The organism is Gaoshiqia sediminis, from assembly GCF_025907915.1.
Lineage (GTDB): Bacteria > Bacteroidota > Bacteroidia > Bacteroidales > Prolixibacteraceae > Gaoshiqia > Gaoshiqia sediminis.
This window is the reverse complement of record NZ_JAPAAF010000042.1, coordinates 13,107-31,786: the sequence shown is the minus strand read 5'-3', so window position 1 is coordinate 31,786 and position 18,680 is coordinate 13,107. Positions and strand designations below refer to the sequence as shown.

Annotated in this window: 19 protein-coding genes; 3 read left to right on the top strand and 16 right to left on the bottom strand. The window is 46.5% G+C overall.

The window, feature by feature from the left end:
- Window positions 1–21 precede the first annotated feature (21 nt).
- Together N2K84_RS17785 and N2K84_RS17780 are read right to left on the bottom strand one after the other, a co-directional pair.
- The gene (locus N2K84_RS17785) at window positions 22–1,626 is read right to left on the bottom strand and encodes a fumarate hydratase (RefSeq protein ID WP_282593185.1); all 1,605 of its coding nucleotides are present in this window, start codon (window positions 1,624–1,626) and stop codon (window positions 22–24) included.
- Between the two features lie 135 nt (window positions 1,627–1,761).
- On the bottom strand, window positions 1,762–2,592 hold the full coding sequence (locus tag N2K84_RS17780; RefSeq protein ID WP_282593184.1) for an aminotransferase class IV: 831 nt from the start codon (window positions 2,590–2,592) through the stop codon (window positions 1,762–1,764).
- Between the two features lie 71 nt (window positions 2,593–2,663).
- Here N2K84_RS17780 and N2K84_RS17775 point away from each other — a divergent pair, with 71 nt between their 5' ends.
- Both N2K84_RS17775 and N2K84_RS17770 read left to right on the top strand, forming a co-directional pair.
- Window positions 2,664–3,284, top strand: coding sequence for a sensor histidine kinase (locus N2K84_RS17775; protein ID WP_282593183.1), 621 nt, complete (start codon window positions 2,664–2,666; stop codon window positions 3,282–3,284).
- A 9-nt stretch (window positions 3,285–3,293) separates the two neighbouring features.
- Window positions 3,294–3,608: a sensor histidine kinase gene (locus N2K84_RS17770; RefSeq protein ID WP_345894141.1), complete on the top strand. Its 315-nt coding sequence runs from the start codon at window positions 3,294–3,296 to the stop codon at window positions 3,606–3,608.
- A gap of 53 nt (window positions 3,609–3,661) precedes the next feature.
- Here N2K84_RS17770 and N2K84_RS17765 read toward each other — a convergent pair whose 3' ends face one another.
- The gene (locus N2K84_RS17765; RefSeq protein ID WP_282593182.1) at window positions 3,662–4,039 is read right to left on the bottom strand and encodes a RidA family protein; all 378 of its coding nucleotides are present in this window, start codon (window positions 4,037–4,039) and stop codon (window positions 3,662–3,664) included.
- Between the two features lie 666 nt (window positions 4,040–4,705).
- On the opposite strand from N2K84_RS17765, the gene N2K84_RS17760 reads away from it, so the two are divergent.
- On the top strand, window positions 4,706–5,134 hold the full coding sequence (locus N2K84_RS17760) for a response regulator transcription factor (protein ID WP_282593181.1): 429 nt from the start codon (window positions 4,706–4,708) through the stop codon (window positions 5,132–5,134).
- A 2-nt stretch (window positions 5,135–5,136) separates the two neighbouring features.
- Here the strand turns inward: N2K84_RS17760 and N2K84_RS17755 are convergent, their stop codons facing one another.
- The 13 genes from N2K84_RS17755 to N2K84_RS17695 form a co-directional block, all read right to left on the bottom strand.
- Window positions 5,137–6,168: a patatin-like phospholipase family protein gene (locus tag N2K84_RS17755; RefSeq protein WP_282593180.1), complete on the bottom strand. Its 1,032-nt coding sequence runs from the start codon at window positions 6,166–6,168 to the stop codon at window positions 5,137–5,139.
- A gap of 24 nt (window positions 6,169–6,192) precedes the next feature.
- Window positions 6,193–6,645, bottom strand: coding sequence for a hypothetical protein (locus tag N2K84_RS17750; protein ID WP_282593179.1), 453 nt, complete (start codon window positions 6,643–6,645; stop codon window positions 6,193–6,195).
- A complete protein-coding gene (locus tag N2K84_RS17745) occupies window positions 6,645–7,331 on the bottom strand; it encodes a hypothetical protein (protein WP_282593178.1) in 687 nt (228 codons plus the stop codon). Before N2K84_RS17745 ends, N2K84_RS17750 begins: the two co-directional genes overlap by 1 nt.
- A 2-nt stretch (window positions 7,332–7,333) precedes the next feature.
- The gene (locus N2K84_RS17740) at window positions 7,334–7,672 is read right to left on the bottom strand and encodes a hypothetical protein (protein ID WP_282593177.1); all 339 of its coding nucleotides are present in this window, start codon (window positions 7,670–7,672) and stop codon (window positions 7,334–7,336) included.
- A gap of 12 nt (window positions 7,673–7,684) precedes the next feature.
- The gene (locus tag N2K84_RS17735) at window positions 7,685–9,283 is read right to left on the bottom strand and encodes a hypothetical protein (RefSeq protein ID WP_282593176.1); all 1,599 of its coding nucleotides are present in this window, start codon (window positions 9,281–9,283) and stop codon (window positions 7,685–7,687) included.
- 12 nt (window positions 9,284–9,295) lie between these two features.
- Window positions 9,296–9,688: a hypothetical protein gene (locus tag N2K84_RS17730; RefSeq protein ID WP_282593175.1), complete on the bottom strand. Its 393-nt coding sequence runs from the start codon at window positions 9,686–9,688 to the stop codon at window positions 9,296–9,298.
- Between the two features lie 100 nt (window positions 9,689–9,788).
- Complete coding sequence (locus tag N2K84_RS17725; RefSeq protein WP_282593174.1) at window positions 9,789–10,454, bottom strand: C40 family peptidase; 666 nt, start codon at window positions 10,452–10,454, stop codon at window positions 9,789–9,791.
- A 32-nt stretch (window positions 10,455–10,486) separates the two neighbouring features.
- On the bottom strand, window positions 10,487–12,667 hold the full coding sequence (locus N2K84_RS17720) for a tetratricopeptide repeat protein (protein WP_282593173.1): 2,181 nt from the start codon (window positions 12,665–12,667) through the stop codon (window positions 10,487–10,489).
- A 1-nt stretch (window position 12,668) separates the two neighbouring features.
- Window positions 12,669–13,562 (bottom strand): hypothetical protein, encoded by an 894-nt coding sequence (locus N2K84_RS17715; protein WP_282593172.1) that lies wholly within the window; start codon window positions 13,560–13,562, stop codon window positions 12,669–12,671.
- Window positions 13,559–14,488, bottom strand: a complete 930-nt coding sequence (locus N2K84_RS17710; RefSeq protein WP_282593171.1) for a hypothetical protein — start codon at window positions 14,486–14,488, stop codon at window positions 13,559–13,561. The genes N2K84_RS17715 and N2K84_RS17710 overlap by 4 nt, the downstream gene beginning before the upstream one ends.
- Before the next feature lie 83 nt (window positions 14,489–14,571).
- Window positions 14,572–15,882, bottom strand: coding sequence for a caspase family protein (locus N2K84_RS17705; RefSeq protein WP_282593170.1), 1,311 nt, complete (start codon window positions 15,880–15,882; stop codon window positions 14,572–14,574).
- Window positions 15,883–15,894: 12 nt separating this feature from the next.
- On the bottom strand, window positions 15,895–16,209 hold the full coding sequence (locus tag N2K84_RS17700) for a Pepco domain-containing protein (protein WP_282593169.1): 315 nt from the start codon (window positions 16,207–16,209) through the stop codon (window positions 15,895–15,897).
- Window positions 16,210–17,154: 945 nt separating this feature from the next.
- Window positions 17,155–18,525: a hypothetical protein gene (locus tag N2K84_RS17695; RefSeq protein WP_282593168.1), complete on the bottom strand. Its 1,371-nt coding sequence runs from the start codon at window positions 18,523–18,525 to the stop codon at window positions 17,155–17,157.
- Between the last annotated feature and the right edge of the window lie 155 nt (window positions 18,526–18,680).

Sequence of the window (18,680 nt, the reverse complement as noted above, 5' to 3'; positions counted from 1 at the left end):
TTTGAAATTAATCTATCCGAATTAAATCTGCTCGAAGAAGTCGTTCCCTTTATCATCCACAATGATGAAGGCAGGGAAATTCTCTACACGAATCTTGCGCACGGCTTCCATGCCCAGTTCCTCAAAATCAACCACTTCAACCGATTTGATGCTTTCTTTAGCCAGGATAGCAGCTGGCCCACCAATGGATCCCAGATAAAAACCACCATGCTTTTTACAAGCTTCGGTCACCTGTTTCGAGCGGTTTCCTTTGGCCACCATAATCATGGAGCCACCCAGACTTTGGAACTGGTCAACATACGAGTCCATACGACCGGCAGTGGTTGGTCCAAAGCTACCGGAGGCCATTCCTTTGGGTGTTTTGGCCGGGCCTGCATAATAAACCGGATGCTTTTTAAAATAGTCGGGCATTGGTTTGCCTTCGTCAATCATTTGTTTGATTTGGGCATGGGCAATGTCGCGGGCTACGATCAACGTACCGTTCAGGTTCAGACGGGTTTTAGTCGGGTATTTCGACAGCTCGGCCAGCACTTCTTCCATCGGACGGTCCAGATCGATATTGACCGGGGCGGCCAATTCAGGTGCCCGTTCGGGCAGGAAACGTCGCGGATTTTTCTCCAGCTGCTCCAGAAAAATACCTTCTTCGGTAATTTTTGCTTTGATATTACGGTCTGCGCTGCAACTAACACCCAAGCCAACCGGGCACGAAGCTGCGTGGCGTGGCAAGCGAATAACACGAACATCGTGAACGAAGTACTTCCCGCCAAACTGGGCGCCGATGCCACTTTCCTGGCAAATTTTCAACACTTTTTCTTCCCATTCCAAATCGCGGAAAGCCTGGCCACCCTCATTTCCTTCGGTTGGAAGATGATCGAAATAGCCTGCAGAGGCTTTTTTCACAGCAGCCAACGTTGCCTCAGCCGAGGTTCCGCCAATCACTAACGCCAAATGGTAGGGAGGACAAGCCGAAGTCCCGAGGTCTTTGATTTTTTCCTTGACAAATTTGGTCAGACTTTCTTCGGTCAACAGCGCTTTGGTTTGCTGATACAGAAATGTTTTGTTGGCCGAACCGCCACCTTTGGTCAGGAACAGAAATTCATACTTGTTGCCTTCTTCAGAATAAATATCAATTTGGGCAGGCAGGTTGCTCCCAGTATTTTTTTCGTCGAGCATGGTAAGCGGAACCACCTGTGAATAGCGCAGGTTTCGATCTTTATAGGTATCGAAGATACCTTTTGAAAGGTGCAAGGCATCGTTGGTGCCGGTCCACACGTTTTCACCTTTTTTGGCAACCACAATAGCTGTTCCGGTGTCCTGACAAGTAGGCAGTTCACCTTCAGCCGCCACCACTTGGTTGATCAGCATAGTGTGAGCCACAAAGCGGTCGTTATCGGTTGCTTCGGGATCGTCCAAGATACTACGCACTTTTTCGAGGTGCGATGAACGCAGGAAAAAAGAAACATCAGCGATAGCTTCTCTGGCCAGAAGTTCCAACCCTTCCGGGGCAACTTTCAAAATTTTGCGCCCGTCCACTTCAATGGTCGAAACATAATCGTTGGTCAGCAACCGGTATTCGGTTGTATCTTTTTTAACAGGGAAAGGTTTTTGATAAAAAAATTCAGCCATAACGGTAGTTTTCAGTGTTTTATTAATACAGAATGCTTATTCATTTTAAAGGCTAACAAATATAGCCATAAAGCTGCAATTGCCGGATTGAGTCCCGGCATTTTTACAGTTGTTATTCATTTCTTCACAGTGATTTTACATGTTATTAGGCTGAAGCAAATAATCGGCAACCACCTTGTTAAATTTGTCTTGCACCTGGCGCATAGCGTGGTTTTCAACCTGAAAGTTTATCTTCTCAATCCGGCTCACCGGTAATACTTGTGGTGATGTTCCGGTAAGAAAAACGGCGTCGAAAGTTGCAAGGTCGTCCACGAAAATGTCGGCTTCTTCAAATAAGTACCCCAATCGATCAATACATTCGAGCACCTTGGAGCGGGTAATGCCCAGCAAAATCTGCGAAGCACGGGGAGTAAAGAAACGGTCGTCGCGGACAAAAAAAACATTGGAGCGGCTTCCCTCGGTAATCCGCCCTTCATGATCCACCAGCAATACTTCGTACCAATTGTTGTCCACCATTAGTTGGTTGGCCTGGTCCCGTAAAACTTGATGCACAATTTTGGCATGAGGGTTTTCGCGTTCGGCATGGAGCAGCCCTAACGGAACGCCCCGCTCATAATCAGTAGCCGAGGGATAACTATGCGGGATAAATGCATAACGAAACATCCGGTCGTTCTCCAATTGAAACAAATCGATCCGTATATTCCCCTCCCCTAGCCGGTTCATTTCAATTAAACGCGCCAATTGCCCGCGAAAATCAGATGCCGAATCGTTGCACAATACATCCGCGATTGAACAAGATTCAAGAAACCGCGCAAAATGGTGTTCCCAGAACAAAGGTTTGCCGTTCACCACCCGCAAAACCTCATACACCTGTTTGATAACCCCGACCGGCTGCTTCATATTTTCAACCAAAAGCATCAGGTCATTTTCCAGGTAAAATTTACCCGATATCTTTACATTATTCATTCATACTTTATTAAAATTACTAAACAGTAAAAAAACACGCTATCTTTGCAACGGTTTAGTTTACGAAACAAATGAAGAGTTCGTTAAAGATAACATTCATCTATTTTCTTATCAGTTTCTTTTGGATCCTGTTTTCGGACAAGTTCCTGCAAACATTCAGCGCCGACACGACCGACCTGACCAGGATGCAAACATACAAAGGATGGTTTTTCATCATCTCAACATCCCTGTTTTTATTTTGGCTGATTTATACCGAGTTCAAAAAGAAAAGCAGAATTCAGGAGGAACTGAAAAAGGCTATGCAAAGAGCAGAAGAATCAGACCGGCTAAAAACGGCATTCCTGTCGAATATGTCGCACGAAATCCGTACGCCGCTGAACGGGATCGTGGGGTTCGGTCACCTGCTTTGCGAAGGACAAACGACAGAAAGCGAAAAAGAAGTTTACCGGGACCATATCAACCGTAACAGCCAGCTACTGCTAAAAATCATTGACGACATAATTGAAATCTCCAGGATACAGGAAAACATGATCACCGTAAATATTCAAGCGGTTAATCTGTATCAACTATTGTCACGCTTATACAGCACTTACCGGAACACAGATCCGGCTCTTTCAGCTAAAAATCTGCAATTTAACATCCTGAACGAAGCTAATCTGAATCCACTGTTTATAAATACCGATCCGGCCTGATTATCGCAAATACTGATCAACCTGATTGACAATGCCATTAAATATACCAATCAAGGTTCTGTAAATATTGGGTACCATGTCAACGGAACCGATATCCATATTTTTGTGGAAGACACCGGAATCGGCATTGCCCCTGAGCATCAAAAGCTTGTATTTGAACGGTATAAACAGCCGGCCCTTACGCGCGACGCCCATGCCGGTTTTGGTCTTGGACTTTCCATCAGTCAGGGACTGGCCAGAGCATTAAACGGAGAAATTCTGGTACAGTCAGAAAAAGGAAAGGGTAGCCGATTTACCATCCGACTACCCTATTGTCCCAATTAGATTCTCGCGAAAATTCTCTGCAAGGTACACCAAAACATGCAAGTTATGATTGGTTACTTTGCGGCAACTGTTTCAATTTCAATCAATACACCCAGCGGAAGTTCTTTCACCGCAAATGCAGCCCGCGCCGGAAGATTTTGCGCGTAATACGATCCGTACACTTCGTTCATCGCTTTAAAGTTGGCCATATCGCTTAATAAGCAAGTCGATTTTACCACATCAGCAAAGCTGTAGCCGGCAGCCTCCAGTATCGCGCCAATATTTTTCATCACTTGGGAAGTTTGCTCAGTGATGCCTCCTTCGACCACCTTGCCGGTGGCCGGATCAATGGGCACCTGACCGGAAATGTACAAGGTTCCGTTTACCTCAATAGCCTGGCTGTACGGGCCAATTGCTGCCGGAGCATGTTGGGTTGAAATAATTCGTTTCATAGTATTTCCTAAAGTTATTAGTAATAAAATCCGATGAAAAAATCAATACTTAAGCTACAAAGAAACCAATTATATTGGCTGGACGGGTAGAAACGTCAATTAAAATTTACAAGACAACATCCATATACATGCCCGAAAACATACCGCTGCGGGGTTACAAAACGGCAAACTTCAACAATTAACTATAACCTGATGCTCATGCAAATGGTGTAAGGAACGGCCAATACGATGGTATTTGCGAATTTGCCGCCAGAATTCAGCCGTTTACACCAGCATACTCAACGAAAGAGAATTGTGACTTTTCTACTGAAGACGCTATCCGAACTGATTACTTGACCGGCCCCACCCGGTTATCGATTCAAATCAACTGCCCCAAAACGTGTGCCCTTAATATTGGTCATAACTGATATTGCCCTGATGGATATAAACAATGGGAGGAATTGAATTATGGAAGGACAAACGGCGTATTTGGAGAAACGTAGAGCGAGCCTGACAAAACCACTAATCGCTCATTTTCTTGAACAGTACAACCAAACCGATAAAAGACCAGATCTAGTATATAACATTCAGTCTGACAGATGCATGTATCTGGGCCCTGTGGTAAAAAGAATAACCGGAAGGAAATGTGACAAAGCTTTCAGCAAATGCCTGGAGTTTGTTAAAACCATGATCCATCCAACCGATTATCTCCTTTTTATCAGCAAACTGATTGAATTTGTTGTCAAGGAAAAAAAACAGGTAAACGGCGATCTTACGGGACTGGTAGAATCCTTCACCTTCCGGGTAAAAGATCCAAAAAACCATTGGGTAAAAGTGGAATTTCATGCTCTGATGATTGTGCCCGATATGCTTGTTGGGATTATCCGGAAAGCACCCCCAGCGGAAAGCAATCACACCGCCATTAACCAAATCTCTGCCCGGGAAATGGAGGTGCTTCAATTAATTTCGCTTGGCGATTCGGCCAAAATGATTGGCGAAAAACTAAGCATCAGCATGAACACAGTGATTACCCACCGAAAACACCTGAAACAAAAGTTGCAAGTGAAAAATACAGCCGAGTTGATCAAAGAAGCTGTTAAAGCCCGGATTATCTGATTCTAAATCCTGTTTGCCGGATTTTCTTTAGGATTTTCAAACCAGTTGAAGTAATCCTCGGCTCCACCTATTCCCTGATTAACCAGGGCTTTTTTCTTGTCGTCTGTCAAGTTGAATTCAGTCGCCTTTACATCGAGGGCATTGATGTAAATGGTCCGCTGCCAGTCGTCGCTGTGCAGGTGCTGATGTTCCTGCACTTGCATCACCGCAGCCAGCAACGCCTTGGCATATTCGGTAAAACCTTTGATCGGTTTCCCCTGAATCGGCTCACCGTATCGGAACAAGGCAATGTCTTCCTGGGTATCCAGCCTCAAACCCAGGGTTTGCCGGTTATAAACATACGGGCTCCGACCTGGATTTTCGAGCAAAAAGCGAGCATTTTCCCGATTATAATAATCGGTGTTCCGGGCAGCTTGAGGTTCAGTATCCATCAGGATGTAACGCTCGCGGTCGAACAATTTCACGGGATAGTTGAGCATCACACCGCCATCAACGTATACATCCTGGCGATCGCCCAACCTCACTGCGGCAAAAAACAGCGGAATGGACATGCTGATGCGAACAGCATTCACCAAAGGCATGTCAGCATGGCGCTCAGCCGAAAACACTTCGGTATAACCTGTCGAAAGATTGGTTCCAACCACATACAAGTCGGGCAATCCGGCAGCCTTCAGATCACCAAAGGTCGATTTTGCGCTTCCCGTTTTCTTGTTGATGATTTCGCCAATCCAATCGTTAAAAAAATCACCTTTGTTCCAGCCAAACTGTTTGGCCAACCGACGAATATCGCGGATTACGCCGAATGAATTGTCCATGAAAGATTTAAAATCGGTCGATTCCATAATCGCTTTCTGTTCGTGTATGCTGTAGCCCAGCGCAAAAATCAGGGCATTGATAGCCCCGGCGCTGGTACCACCAACCCGTTTGATATTTGCCAGGATGCCCCGCTGTTGCAACACCTGCATGGCACCGATATAGGCAATTCCTTTTACACCACCTCCTTCGAATACCAAATTACGAAACTGTACTGCCATGATTTTTCCTCCTATATTTAGTTGTTATTTATCCTGCCTTGAAACAACCGAATGATAAATCCACCTCGCTATTCTGAAAAGGATCCTCACCACCAATCGCAGGGCCACCTTCCGAATCCCAACGACCAACACGCCAAGCGCCGCAGAAACAAGAAAACTGATTAGAAACCGGGTATCCTGTAAATACAGCCAGACAAAACTTCCGATGGTGACCATTGACGAGAAAGCCCACTCTATCCATTTCCACGGCACAATAAGCTCTTGCGCAAGACGCTCAATTTTTTCCAAATGAACAACCGCTTGCCGCGGGTCGGAATCCAATCGTTCCGGATCGACAAAGGCAAGAATATCGCCATTGGCGTAGAAGATGGTTATCAAAACAGGATCGCCCCCGTCTTCTGATGGCATTGGAGTATGCACCGTATATCGTCCGGTGAGCAGAAGCGCACGCAAGGATGTTGACCGTAACAGGCCCATTAACTTTTAAAATCAAACAGTTTACCCACAAAAGTTACCACCGTATTTACCAGGTTACTCCAGAAATCCACCGAAAGCTTGGTATGCTTTTCATGGATATCCAACAGCATTTGCTTCGGTGAATTGGCAAAACCTTCTTCAATACGCGCTACCACATCACCATCAAGCCCAATACGGGTTTGCAGAACTACCTTCTCGGTCCCCAAGTCGTGGTATCGCCTTAGTTTGGCCTTATCCCTCACACTTACGCCTTCCAGCTCAAAGTCGGGTGAATCAACCAAATTAAATGCAGATAATTTAACATTCGGTTGCCCTTTAACCGCAAATTCCTCATCTTTCGACTTGATATAACGACAAAAATAGACCATCCGGCTGTATAAAATGTAGTCCGGTTCGGCCATGCGAATCCGGTTTCGGTCCATGAAATTCTGCAATTCAATAAGCAGCTCTTCCAGTTCCAAAAATGATTTCGCCGAAAGTGCCCGGGGGAAACGGTCCAACTCATTCCTCCGGGAAATAACGCCCAGTTTTCGGACATATTCCCCTAGCACGCCGGTCAACAGTTCTTCTACCTTTTCGGGCGGATCGGCAGCAATCATTCCTGATTTGATGATCGTATCGATCTGAAGATGGGTAAGATCATCCAGAATGGAAGCGATAACCGAACCTTTTGATCCTGTGCCCATGGTTAACTGATCTTGTCTTTCAGTTCAAACAGCGTAGTGATGATCGTGCGGAGGGTCAAGATGTTTTTTTCGATGATCTCGCTTCCTTTGGCTTCCCGGGATTGGTGGAACTGCACCAGCTCGGGGTATTTCTGGTAAAACTCCTCCGACAACTCGGTTTTGATATCACCGTCAATCAAGTCGATGGTACTGATCATCCCCTTGATATCCTGGTTAGCTTTGAACTTGATGTCACCTTGCTGGTCGGCTTCCATGTTGCCCATCAGGGTTTGGATTTTCAGCGTGGTGAGGTCGGTAATTCTACCCGAAATTTTCTGAATAATTTCTTCTGCTTTTGACATAGTTATTTGATTTTAATTGGTTACTGAATTTCTAAGCCTGGCGCTGGCCGATTGAAAGCTGCCAACCAGTTTGAACAGCAGCAAAGGCCAGGTTATCAATTGAAACGGTTGAACGGCCAATTTAAGGACATTGCCCACCACGGCCAGCGAAAAAGCCATGGCCGACAACTGGTAGCGCGTTTCCCGAACATGCTGCATCACAATGTCGGGGCCGGCATTGATGACCAGCGTAGCAACATCCCCGTCGGGGCTGATTTTGCTGATGATGAATTGAACAGGGGTTCCGGTGAAAACCAATTTGCGGCCCAGCAAAAATTTTATCCCATCCACAAAAGCCCGCAAGCCATTGTAGAGGTTTTCAAAAAAGCTGGCGAACAATTTTTTCACAAAACCCCACACCTTTTCGATCCGCTCCAATACCCATCGGAATATTTTCCGCAGAAAACGAAATGCTTTCCGGATCAACTTTTTAAACCCGAAATAAATCCGCTTTAAAAACCCGCCCTTTTCTTCAACGGTTGATTGAAGCGAGACTTCATCCCGGAGCTGTTGCAGGTTGGCCGTAAACTTTTCACGGCTTTCGTCATCTGCATTTTCCACTTCGCCGGCCAGGTTTTCCCAGAGTTTTTGCTCTTCAGTGGGCTGATTGTCCACCATGTATTCCTGCAGGAAAAACAAAGCATTGAACATGAAATAGCCGTTTCCCAGGTAGGTGAGCACCCGATGCATTTTGATGTCTTTCCCGTCGGCCAGGTTGTAGGTTTCAACCGAATCGATCAGGCTCTGCAGGCTTACTTCGCCCAGGTCGGAATCGAGCAAGCCGCTGTAAAACCCTTCCTGCCACTGGTGTACCTGTATCAAACGGACCAGAAAACGGGAAAGCGGATTTTTGCTTTCTTTTTCCAGAAAACCGTAATCGATCCGATCTTCATCCCTGTTCAACACGTGCTTTTGCAGATACCGCAGAAACTCGGTTTTTTCGCCAAAATCATCTTTTAGCTGACGGCCAAAGGCAAACCTTCGGTCCAGTTTTTCTTTTAAACGACCGGAAATGTTTACCGAACGGAAAGCGAGAATAAATTGTTCTTCGTTGTACGAAGCGAGCAAATGGCGGGTGAAGCGGTCCACATTGGCCAGGTAGTTGATTGCTTCCAGGGAAGTACACTTTCCAACTTCGGCCAGCTCACCGATTTGCAGCGCCGAGACCATCCCGTATGCCAGGCTGACCGGATGCTCCCACATTCCGAACAAATCGAGCCGATAATGAACAAATCGACTTCTCAGGCCGGTTTCACCTATTTCGGGCAGATGGCCGAGCACAAGTCCGTCATCAATATCGGTCAGTTTTCGCAGGAAATACCTTAGAAAATATTCCTGCCCAAACCGATGCTCTGCCGCCAGTTGTTCGGGTTTGAACAAGCCAGATTGAAGCAACTCTTTTTCGAATAGCTGCCGGGCCAATATTTCATCTTTCGGATGAACCGAATTGGCCGTGTTTACCGAAAGGTAGCCCAGTTCCAGCAGGTGCTGCCTGATTTCGTTGCCTTCATCCCGAAAACCGGCAAGCTCCTTTTCGCACTGCTCCAGCAAATGTATTTCGGTATCAACCATGCCTACCGGTTTTCACAACAGGTCTTTTACCAGCTGAATGAGCGATTGCCGGGCTTCTTTCGAAGTCACCAGCATTTCCTTGTGCAGTTTCAGCAGGGCATCGTCAGCTGGGCTCAGGTTCTTTTTCACGATGGTTGACACGTCCGAATCGATCTTCACACTGGTAAAGGCTACCAGTTCGAGCGTAGATTGATTTTGGACGGTGAGCGATTTCAGTACCTTTTCAATCTGCACCTTGTCCTCGCCGTTTCGTACCACATCCGAAACTTTGTACTCAAAGTTCCCGGTAAACGTAGTCACTTCCAGCGAAGCGGCATCTTCAATTTCATCGCCGATCCGTTTGATCAGCCGGGCAAACCCGCTTTTCAGGTTCTTTTTACCTTCGTCATTAATTTCTGTTGCCATACGATTATGTATTAAGTACGATGAAATAATTGTTGCCGTTTTCCATCTTCCAACAATCTATGGAAGAAGGGATAACGAAAACAACAACAGGTCAGTGACCTCAACTTTGAAAAATACTTTCCAGCTTGTTTTTAGTTTTCTGCTCATAAACGCCATTCGCATCCTGCAAATCTGCCTGCTTCTGAAAAGCGATCAGCTGGGCTTCGGTGCGCGGCCCGAAAACCCCGTCGATAGAGCCACAGTTATAGCCCAGGTCAATGAGTACCCGCTGGAGTTTCATCACCTCCTCCCCCCTGCTGTCCAGTTTCAGGCCAGGCTTAGGAATTTCGAGGTTACCGGAAGCTGCAAGACGACGGAAGCCAAGTATCTTCGCTGAATCGAAACCCTGGACGGACACACTGTTACGCTGGTTGCCGCCCAGCACAAAAACCTGGCTTTTATCGCGCGAAAAGCCAAAAAACAGTCCCACATGACCAGTCCACGAGTTGGGATTATCGCACCAAAGCACCACTATGTCGCCGGGAACAGGATCGTCAACCGGTTTGCCCACCGACAGCCAACTGCGGGCGTTCGCTTTATGGGTGCGTTGCAAGTTGGCCTCTTTACAGCACCAATTGATGAAAATGCTGCACCATGGCGTTTCGTCGTCCGTAATGTGGGTGAAACCGGACTCTTTGGCGTATTTTACAATGACCGGGTTATGCTCCGCCCCCGAAAATTCGAGAACGCCCAGTTCGGCAGCTGCTACCTGAATGATGTTTTTCATACGAAATCATTAAAGTGAAAAATAGAAACATTTTACCTGGTTTTCGGAACAATACGGACATCGGTTACCCCCTTTATTTGCCGCAGCGTGTTCCCGTTTATCTTTTCTGTCTCCTTCGCACCGTAAGGAATATACACATTACCTTGCCTGATTTGAATTTGCTCCAGGGTCTCAATTGTGATGCTTTCATTTTCGCGGGCCATATTTTCGTACACCTTTCCGGCAATGAACAAATCAGGACTGGCCACAATCCGGGTTTGATAGCCACCGGAGGTCAACGACCAAGAAGTAGTTTCATCGGTTGCAGAAACAGTTCCCCGCAGCGGTCTGAGCCGGATGACATCCTCCGGTCCCAGGCTAGCAGCAAACTTCCCTTCAATCCGGGAAAGTCGGTTTATATCCTGGTAGTTACCCAGTGCCTTTTCCCGATTGATATAGTCAAGCGCTTTGATCTCGAATACCGGAAGTTTATAGGAAGCGTTTTCTTCGGTGCAAAACTCTCCCAGATCAGCCAGGAATTTAAACCGCTGCCGGTTCAGGAACGAAGGATCGTTTTGAAAAGCTGTCCCCTTGAACAAAGGATGTTCAACAATCGTCTTCTCCAGTTCGTCAACCGGACTGTTTGCGACATCGATCGTACCGTTCCGAAGCCCTAACCTCAGCCCTGTGATCCATCCCAACTCTTTAAGCAACTGCGATGATTGCGAGTCGCGGTAAGGAGAATTGGCCGCGCTGCGCAAGATGGAATCGGCTACGGTCAGGTTGTCCAAATCGAGATAACCGATGGCTGCATTTACCAGAGCCCGAAACTCCTGTTCCGGTTGATTTGTTTTCCGATATCCCTTGGCCAGCAATTGATATAAGGACGGCACCGGCTTAAACTTCTCCGGATCCTTGTCTTCCAGCTTTTTCTGAAAATCGATGGCACGGGTAAGTTGAAAAATGCCGTTCCCGGCATACCACGAGGATGTCCAAACATCGCGGTCGGCATAAATCAGTCCCAGCATCGTGTGCGACCGTTGGATGGATTCGATATCATTTTGCAGGTAATGTTCGCTTTTTTTGTTGAACAATTCCATAATCATTGCGTCGTATTTGGCGCCGTCCAGGTCCATTTCGGGATAGCGGTTATACAAGCGGGACAGCTCGATGGCAATGCCCATTTTTGCCGGAAAATACTTGCGGAGCAACGGATCGTTGTACCGGTAAAACTCAGGGGCAATCTCCAAGGCTGTTTCCAGCAACTGAACAGCCTTGTCCGGCTTTCCATCCATGAGCATGGATGATTCCATCTTCAACATGATTGAGGCCGTAATATGCTGGCGATAATCGCTTGCCATCCACCACTTCAGTTCATCCGTATGCTTAAATGAATGATGCAAGATTTTCTGAAGTTCGCTATTGCAACGATGCGGCCACGAAGCCGTATCGGGAAGTTCACGCGCATAACTTTCAGTCAACCCGTCATAAGTTGAAATGATTTCGGCCCAACGAACACAGGCCTGCACGGCCCCGGATTGGTCGTTCACCTGTAACGCGTGGTGCAAGGCAAGCATAAAGCCATCGGCTGCCAACCGGTTTGCTCCCAGTTCAAAAAGCTTTTCGGCGAAAGTAACAAGCCCTTCAATGCGTTTCTGTGGCTCGGTTAATTGTGAATAGCATTGAAAGATTTTCCACCCAAGCGCTTCGTTATTCGTATTGGCAAAGAAGGCAGGTTGATAGAAAGACAGTGCCTTGCTGAAATCTCCGTTATCAAAAAGCAAATCGCCTTTGTTGACGTAGTATCTGAATTTGTTGCGGTTGTCCAGTTCAATAGCCTGGTCGAGCAGCTCCAGGGCAACATCGGTATTCCCCAGCGCTTTGCTCACCAGAAAAAGGTTGTTGACTACCGCCATATCTGACGGATTGGCCTGGTGCGCCTGCATGTAAAAAGCAAACGAACGTTCCAGCAAAGCCGGTGCATTTTCGGCAGTGGCTGCCTGCTGGCAAATATAGCCGGCCGTAAAGTATATTTTCAACATGCAGGTTGAATCCTCACCACAGTTATCAACATTGCCGGTTAGCATCGATATCCCTTCATTCCACGGTAACTGTAAGGCAACTTTGCAAACCGAATCGGGCCGGAATGAAACTGGTTCCTGTGCCTGAATAAAACCAGGCTGTCCAATTAAGAACAGCAACCATGCTGTTTGTTGTAACCATCGTGCTTTCATTTCATTCAGGATTTACAGTGCTGAAAAATGTTTCCGGCGTAACTACTTCCAAATCGGTATTCACAAGAGGCAGATGCTTCAGGATATAAATCTTCTTTTCCACCGTATCGGCAGACGACACGTTGACTGAAAAGCCGGGTTCTGCTGCTGAAAGCTTTTTCAGAGCCAGACTGCCTTCCGGGTAGGTGGCCGGCAAATGGTACTTTGCAATTGCCTCGGCCTTGCTTTTTATCGGGCCCAGCACCTGCGTGGTATCATACAAAGGAATGGCCTGGATCAAATCATCAGGAATGAGACTGATCAACACAAAAAGGCTTAGCCGGGCAATGTTGGATTCTTTTTCCGATAGCGGGATAATGTATAACTTTTTGTCCTCAACGAAATAAAAATCGTCGGCCACCTCCACTTTGCTGAAAATGTTCCTCACCAAGGTTTCTTTATTGTTCAGCAAACCAATCCTGAAGACCTGGACAATCTCGTTAATGATATTTTCCTTCACATCCGGCAGCGACTCGATAAAACGTTCTACCGGACGAAAAACCCAATAAACCGGCTCCTCGCTTCCCAGACCGCTTTGTTGTTTCAGGGAAAGTTTAAAGCCCACTTCTTTTAGCCCCGGATGTGAACTCGCATTCCGCTCGCTATCTGCCAGTTCAACATGCAACACATGCGGCTTTTCATTTTCGGTAAAACGGAAAAAACCAAAACTTTTGTTGAGTAGTCCTGTCATCAAAACAGAACACTCTTTCTCGATATCACCAATCTCCGACCCGTAAAAAATACGGTATTGCGGCTCCGTTATTTTGAATTTCAGCTGTATCGCTTTTTTGTCTTCGGCAAATAACCGGAATGATACCAGAAACAGACAAGCAATAAGGGCAATTTTCAGTTTCATGGTTGCAAGGTTTTGAATTTAAATTCGAGAAACGGATCGGTACCCACCATTCCGTGGCTGGTTGCAAAAACGTCCCCATCACGTGAAGTCAGCTCAATACGCAGGCTGTCGTAAGGTTGCAAATCCGCTTGAAGGAAAAGAGGCTCGTCGGCACACCACCGGTTTAAATAGCTGTATATGATCACATCATCACGGTAAATGCCTTTTAGTTCGTTGTGCCACCGCTCGCAATACGACGAAGGGATTTCGGGAATTTGGCCAACAACAATCACGGCATGACTTTCAACCGAACCTACGCTGGGTTCGTTCGCGTTGATTTGAATCCTAACTTTTGCCCGGGTAAGCTGGACAAAATTTTCGGGTCTCACGCGGACCACCACCGTAGGCGAAACCTGAAGGTCGTTTTCCAGGACAATGCGCTTCCCCACCCAGGGATAGACCTGAAACCGGTAGGGCTGAAACCCCCGTGTGGTCAGCAGAAAAGTACGTCCAAAAGGAATGGTGAGCACCGTCTTTTTAGCGGTGGGGGATTTTTCGTTCAGCTCCAGTGTTGCAGCCTGCTTATTTTCCTTTTCTTGTGCCTGCAAAACTATGTGGGCCTTTGGCTGGTTATTGTTGCTCTCAATATGTACAGAGGAAACAAAGCAGCCTGCCATGAAGAACAGCACATACAAGCCCGCAATCACTTGAAAGTTCAGAAAAGCTGACAACCAACGAGAATAGATTTCGCCTATTTCTTCCTCCTGTTCTTTTCTCAGGTACTTTGTCAGAAAGCTGACAAAACCGAAAAACACCAGAACCCCATTCGCAAAATAGGTTTCGATAAAGTTGTTTCCCACATGATAGGCCAGCCACGAATTGAACAGCAACAAGAAGAAGGCCAGCAACAACACTTTAACAAACAGGTAACTATGTGGCTTATTCATCAACCAGGAAGTTTTTCACATCATCATTACAATATCGGGATACAGCCTTGTGTTCGTTGGGATTTGATTACCATGCAACAATATCACAATTGGGCTAAAGCTTCGGGTGAAAAAACCGACTGAAACGGCACATCGGCCCTTTTGCAAATTTGCAGTATTTTGCCCCAAACCACACTGGGTGCAAAAGGCTGTCCTTTCCTGGTAGGATGTTCCCCGGCGCTTCGCGACAATGCCTTTATCAGGATGGCTTTTAATTCTTCGTCAACAGTGAGCCATTTTGCGACTTGTTCATTTCTTAAAATGACTTCCAGGGCATCCAGGGCCTGCCAAACCACAGTGCCCCGGTATTTTTCAGCAGCCAGGGACTCAATTAAAGGCCTGAACATGGTGGCATCCGAACCCCATCGCACCATGTATGATACGGTGTAAACATCAGCGTTTTCGCCTTTTCCCAACAAGTTGAAGGCCACTTTCCTGAAGGTTTTCCGATCAAGCTTTTGTTGCCAGTTCTTCAGTTCCTTGGCGGCATTCATAAATGGCGCATAACTCGGTGCATGGTGAGGGTATTTTTCTTTATATAGCAGGTGGAGCGCCTGGTTTGTCAGTATAATCTCCTGCTCAAAGCCCGATCCCTCAGGAACATCGGGAACATTCCGGGGCGCCCTGGAAAGAAACCCGATGCTGTCCAGTTCTTTTCCGCCGGCACACAAATCGGGAGTTTGCCAGGCTGCAATCTGGGACGATCGGGCATTCACTTTGTCGCATACCAGGTTGTACATATTGCCAATGCTGAGGCAATTTTTATCTTCCACGGCATCTATGAAAGCGCTGGTCAGTAAGGGTAATTTATCATTATAAGGAATGTAGGCCAGTTCCCCGGGCTTACAAGCATACAACGTGATGAACTCATCAATCCGTGACTTTCCCAGGCTCTCGTGTGTCCCCAAAGTCCCTTCCACTTCATTCCGGCAGGAGTCAAATGCAAGCAATTTTCGCATCGCCCGGATCGGGCGGACCAATTTGGTCAGCACTCCGACCGAAAGTGCCGTCTCTTCCAGATATCGGAAACAGGTATCCTTCAGCAAAATCTGGTCGCCTTTTACCGACCCGTAACCATGACCAATGAAGTAAAACAACAAAAAGTCGTCCTTTTGGATGGGCCACTTGTGAGCTAAATCCAATAAAGTTGAAATAACCGGAAACTTGTATGGCATTTTCAAATAATCATTTCCTTCATGGTCATCCGCTATCAGAAGCATCTTAGACAGTTCGAATTCACCTTTTGCCACGAGCACCTCGCTCAACCGCCTGATAGAAAACCCGGCATGAGGGAGATCTATAATCTGAGGATCGTAATAATTGCTCACCCCGACAAGTACCGCATAATTGGCCATAACGTTTCTTGTTTATTTTGATGGCTCTTTCCGGAACGTAAGGGTAAGGCCGCCGGTGATTTCGCCTTTGCCTTTTACCAGACCCACCAACTGAAGTTCGCCGCCTGCAGTAATGTTTACCTGCACCGAAATATCGGTCAGTTCGTAGCCGCCATAACCCGGAACTTCTGGAATAATTTCACCCAACTGTTTGGTGAACATTTCCAGGTTTTGCTTCAGTGTTTTCAATTTTATCGGCCTCGGGGCAAGGTAATCGCCAATTCCTGCCGATTCAGCCTCGGGCGCAACCAGAATGTTGATGGTATCTGCCTTGCTGTGATGGTTCATTTTTTATCCTCCCATAAATATCCTCAGTTTCTGTAAACTTGTCGCCCCAGCTAGCCTCCTTACCAGGTTTTGTAAAACTGAGCCCTGCACCGGTACCCGTCCCCTGTTTTTCCTGTCCTATTGATGCTGTTTTTTCGCGGACACCGGCCAGGGCCAGTATAATCCTTTTTACATCATTTGCCAAAAACACGTTTCGCTTTTGGGTAAGCCATTTTGCCAACTCCCGCATATCTGACTCCGGATTTGTTGCAAATGGGCCATCCCCCCACATCAGAGTGTCCGGCGGGAAATTGCAACACCCCGATTTTTCCCGTTACTGCAAGGACTTCAAACGGATTTTGCCCATCGTATGACTCCAGTAGTAGCAGGCGATATATGTTGTATTTTTCGGCCAGGTCATCAAACAGGTTATCGATCTGGTCGGATATAAAGCCACATCATATAATCTCGTCAGTAGCATTGGCAGGCGGAGGAACATTGCGTACATTTTGGTTCCGGAAGAAAAATTATCCTCCCGCGAAACAGATAAAATCATCCCAATTAAAAGATGACTGCCACAGCTTCGCCTGTTCAGCTACAATTCAGACCGATTTATCTGATATAAAGTTACAACCCCCGGGCACCCAATTTCAATCCTCATTTCTGATGATTTTTGAAACGAAATAAACGCTGGAAAATAAAAATCAGGTACTTCGGAATTTTAGCTTCGGCTAATGCTGCAGATAAAAAAATGCCAGGCACTGACTGGCAAAGACCGGTACCTCTAGCCGGGTGAAGGATTAAATGCTTTCGAGCTTAGCGGGATTAATCCCAGACAGTGCAAAAAGTACACCGCCTGGATAATGAGAACCTACCCCTCTCAACTTTTCCGTACTACGACAGCAGCATGTCTTCGCTATTAAAAGACTCTAAGAAAGTCAGGATACCCCTATCGGGAACACGTCGTTAATCAAATTCAACATCAACAGCATTCTCTTTCAGGATTTTTTTAAAAGCCTGTCGTTGATGGTCCGACTTGAATGCCGTACTTGCAATTTCAAACTTATCCATTAAGGTAGCTTTGGTGATGATAATGGCCACCGCGGCCATCACATGGGTTTCGTCAATCGTACAGTGTCCGTATTCAACAACCGGAATGCCGGTATGCAACAGGCTGCTTCCGCTTACAAACACTTTCAACCGGTAAAGCGGATTGTGCCAGAAGGGGACGACATGATCGCCCGTTGTGTGAATCGTAACCAGCGGCACTGCAATTTCACCCGAGGTTTCATATTTTCTCACCGTGTTTTTGGCCCGGTGGTATGTTTTATCCAAAATCCGCTCTACCGTCCGGTTCAGTAATCTGTCATTCGATGAACCGCTGTACCACTTAAACTTATTATTGTAAGGCACGCCGTTCATGTGCTCAATCACATTGTTGGTCAGCATGATATTAAACCGAAGGAGTTCCAGTATGGCTGTGCCCACAGCATCATCGTCGGTTACATCAACCGGAACTTTAGCGCATCTCAGCAACTCGAGGACTTTGCCCGGATTGCTGCTTAGCACAGCCAGAATTGCCGGTTGTATCAAATTGGCTTTCCAGGCTGCCATGAGTGCCGGATTAACACCGAGCGGGCTTCCCAGGTTAATGCCCAAGGCTGCCAAATCGGCGCCAAAGAAATAGTTGAACAAAACATGGAAATCGCCATTGTATTGCAACTGGTTGTAATAATTGCCGATCGGTCCGCAAATCGAAATTGCCCCGTCAAATAAATAGGGGTATTTTTCAATCGTCTTCACCGTAACCTGGCCACCTTCCGACGGTCCGCCCAGGAAAAGGTAAACGGGAGGTGAATATTCTGTGTGATCGAAAAAGAACTGATTGACCACATCCACCAAATTTTTCACATCTTCAACCGCCTCCAAAACAATCAGGCCATTGTCGCGGTAGCTCGTTGCCACGTATCCCATATTCATCCCGGTGACAATATCGGCAACCGATTGTCCGCCAATAAAATCATTCGGGAGCTGTACCGGTTCGTACGGAACAGGATCAACCATCCCGTGCGCATAGAATATCAGATAAGGCGTAGTCGAACTATTCCAGTCTTCTGGAAGTTTAATCGTCCACTCGCCACCCGAATAAGTACCTTTAAATTCCCCGGGCGATAATATTTCAATGTTCTTTAAAACATTTTGCTGCCCGGTATCCACTTCCGGTTCAAACCATTCTTCATCTTGCTGGCACGAGAAGCCAACCATCATCAATACCAACAACCATAAAAACAGGAATCTACCGGAATGTAAAGTCGAATTTTCTTCAGCAAGATCCATTTCATATTTTTTTTCGTTAAAAACACATTTTGGAAGAAACACATCAAAAAGCACGCAGGTATCCTAACAAACCGGTTTACGAAATCTATAACAACAAGTTGAAGGGAATTTAAAAACAAAAGGAAGACCGAATACTATAGTGACAAATCAAAATA